We start from the raw sequence: 2,770 nt of genomic DNA on the forward strand, positions 1-2,770 counted from the left end.
GCTTAAAACCTGGTGACATCATTATCAAAATTAATGATACCAACATAACACAGGCTACTCAGGTAAAAACGACGATCGGATTGCTACGCGTCGGCAGTGAAGCCAGAATAACGGTTAAGCGCGACAACAAAGAAATGACGTTAAGCGCGGTTGTCACCGATATTAAAAAGCACGAGCAAAAACTACAAGCCAGTAACCCATTCCTATATGGCCTTGCTCTTAAGAATTTTGAACAAGATTCTCCTTTGCACGGACATGTAACTGGTATACAAGTTGTTGGAGCGTCTGAAAACAGTGCCGGATGGCGAGCCGGCTTAAGACCTGGCGACATCATCATTGCCGCTAATAAACAGTCAACAACCAATGTTAGAGCGCTACAGACTATAGCCCAACAAAAGAAACAGCAACTGTTGGTTCAAGTACTTCGCGGTCCTGGTGCGCTTTATGTACTGATTATCTAGTCCTATCTAAATTAAAGGCTGAGATTCTCTCAGCCTTTATCTAAACCCGCTATTCTCATTGTATTTCCCATTGCATACGTCTCACAACCGCAGGTAAAGAAGGACTGTAGCTAGAATGTATCAGTAATATCTGGCATCTACTCTTCGCTCCAATAGATCTTGTGATTTTGAAACGTTTTTGATGCTTTTTTGACAACATAATAAAAAACAGAACGAACAGCATCCTAAATAGATATCTGGGGATTTACTATGGATAAAATTACTCATACAACTCTCGATACCTAAATATTTTTGTAAATCTTGTGATAGACTCAGAAGTATAATGGCAACAGGATGAGCCTGATGAAAGCAATTCGCTACCTGACTGTGCTGATTGTATTGTTGAGTATGCCCCTTTATGGGACCCCATTGAAAATTGCTGTTTCAGTTTATGATCCGCCCTTCGTTCTTCAGGAGTACCAAGGGCATTTTCATGGCTTTGATATCGCGATGATGCAATATGTTTGCAAAGAGTTAAAACGTCCTTGCCAGTTTGTGGCTATTCCTGACAAACATTTGCTAGATGCCGTAGAGCATGGCGAGGCTAATGTGGCAGCCAGTTCAATTCTTATTTCGGTTTCCCGCGCTAACCAAGTCAACTTTTCATCACCCTATCTAGCCAGTAAAGTGCGCTTTGTTTCTCTGAGGAAAGTTGAGCAATCGGATGAAACAACGACCTTTACTAAGAAAAAATTGGTATGGCTGACAAGGCACTTGCGGAACAGATTGAGCAGCTTGGAACATTGAAGGCAAAAATTATTTTGTTTAAGCAACACGACACGCTGGTCCAGGCACTGTTGCGAAAAAAAATAGACTTCGCCTTGATGCCTCATCATATTGCAGAGCATTGGTATCAGCACTCATCAGGACTAATCCAATTCGTTGGTGAGCCCTTGTATTTAGGTTTGGGTGTTGCTATTGCCGTTAATAGGGAGGATGTTAAATTATTGAGTGATATCAATATAGCGTTGTTACATTATCAGGCCAGCAATGAGTTTAAAAAAGATTTCGAAACTTACTTGCTGACCTATTAAGACAACCTGCACAACCAAAATTGATGGCGTTAGAGCTCGTTTAATTCTACTGCCACCAGCTCATTCAGAAGCTATGCGGCGGGAGAAATAGGAGGCTGAGGATCATCATCTCCATTTATCAATTCTTTTAACCCCTCTTTGATGGCGGCTTGGGTACTCTTTATAGTAGTTAATTTTTGAGTCTCCACTTCTTTCACTGTTGGGCGTTTTTCCACCTCAGTATCATTATCAAAATCAAAAAACACCTCGTTCTCGTCATCCAACTCCTCCTCTACAGTGACTGTTGGCGTTTCTTTAATTCGAGTAATTTCTTGTTCGACATTCATTAACAGTGCTCGAGCCTTAATTTCTTCTTTTTGTGCACTCTCTAAGGCTGTTTTAGCTTGATCAAAAGCGAGCCGCGTATCTTCTCCTATTTCGACGCCAGACTGCTCAATTTTTTAACCAATTGAGACATCTGGTTATAGTGATCAGTCGCTACTCTCGTGGCTTCTTCCATCCCCCTGATCTTTTTAGTCAAAGTCTCAGCTATATCTTCCAAGGCAAAGTCTATATCATCTTCTTCATATTCACCATTCTCTAGCCCTTGCATCAAGTCTGAAAACTTTTCCTGTAGACTCTCTACGTATTTTGTAGATTTTGCTACTTTTTCCAGATGTTCCTGCATTTTTGAATTATGTTCAGAAATGGTCTCAAGATCCTTTTGAGCTCTTACCGTTTGCAACGTTACTAAAAATTGTCGAGCAGTCTCTTCTAATCCCTGGGCATCCTTCAAAGCTTGCTTAACAGCTTTGCTGTCCTTTTCTATTGTAGGATTCGTTTCAACTGATTCACTCACCACAGTTTGCTCAAGATCCTCCAATTTGCGCGTGGCTTTGCTTAGGTAGCTCAGCTCATCGGTTACCTCTTCAATCATGAGATCCAATGCTTTATAGTCTATTTTACGCATCGCATCGAATGTCTTTTTCTCGAGCATTATTCTCTCAGAAGAATCGTTTGCTTTTTCAAATTGAGTTTCTGCTTTTTGAACATAGCCAATTTTTTCAATTATCTCCTCTGTAGCCTCTAACACATCTCGAGCAGTCTGTTCTACCTTTTTAGCTTTCTCCAAAGCTTCCTTGGCTTTATTGTAAGCTGTCACCGTAGTCTTGTCTGGTTGGACACCGGACTCTTCCATCTCGATTGCTTGAGATGCTTCTTGATAGGATTCCTCTGCTAAAAGCCTGGCTTTTTCCA

Annotated in this window: 5 protein-coding genes; 3 read left to right on the plus strand and 2 right to left on the minus strand. The window is 41.0% G+C overall.

All coding sequences use genetic code 11. The annotated features are described in order from the left end of the window. The 3 genes from BN58_RS12440 to BN58_RS36190 all read left to right on the plus strand — a co-directional run. Positions 1–461 (plus strand): PDZ domain-containing protein (locus tag BN58_RS12440; RefSeq protein ID WP_019217120.1); only part of this gene is annotated, 461 nt, incomplete at its 5' end. Positions 462–794: 333 nt separating this feature from the next. Beyond that, positions 795–1,247, plus strand: a complete 453-nt coding sequence (locus tag BN58_RS36185; protein ID WP_026069446.1) for a transporter substrate-binding domain-containing protein — start codon at positions 795–797, stop codon at positions 1,245–1,247. Continuing rightward, entirely contained in the window at positions 1,244–1,534 is a 291-nt protein-coding gene (locus BN58_RS36190) for a type 2 periplasmic-binding domain-containing protein (protein WP_026069447.1), read from the plus strand. Before BN58_RS36185 ends, BN58_RS36190 begins: the two co-directional genes overlap by 4 nt. A 71-nt stretch (positions 1,535–1,605) precedes the next feature. On the opposite strand, the gene BN58_RS12455 is transcribed toward BN58_RS36190, so the two are convergent. After that, positions 1,606–1,860, minus strand: coding sequence for a hypothetical protein (locus tag BN58_RS12455; protein ID WP_019217121.1), 255 nt, complete (start codon positions 1,858–1,860; stop codon positions 1,606–1,608). Between the two features lie 86 nt (positions 1,861–1,946). After that, on the minus strand, positions 1,947–2,770 hold an 824-nt coding region (locus BN58_RS31770), incomplete at its 5' end, for a hypothetical protein (protein ID WP_019217122.1).

Source organism: Legionella tunisiensis (assembly GCF_000308315.1).
GTDB classification, from domain to species: domain Bacteria; phylum Pseudomonadota; class Gammaproteobacteria; order Legionellales; family Legionellaceae; genus Tatlockia; species Tatlockia tunisiensis.

Bases quoted from the DNA above. Each gene is read 5' to 3' on its own strand.
- BN58_RS12455 (WP_019217121.1), bottom strand. From the start codon at position 1,860: ATGAATGTCGAACAAGAAATTACTCGAATTAAAGAAACGCCAACAGTC.
- BN58_RS36185 (WP_026069446.1), top strand. From the start codon at position 795: ATGAGCCTGATGAAAGCAATTCGCTACCTGACTGTGCTGATTGTATTG.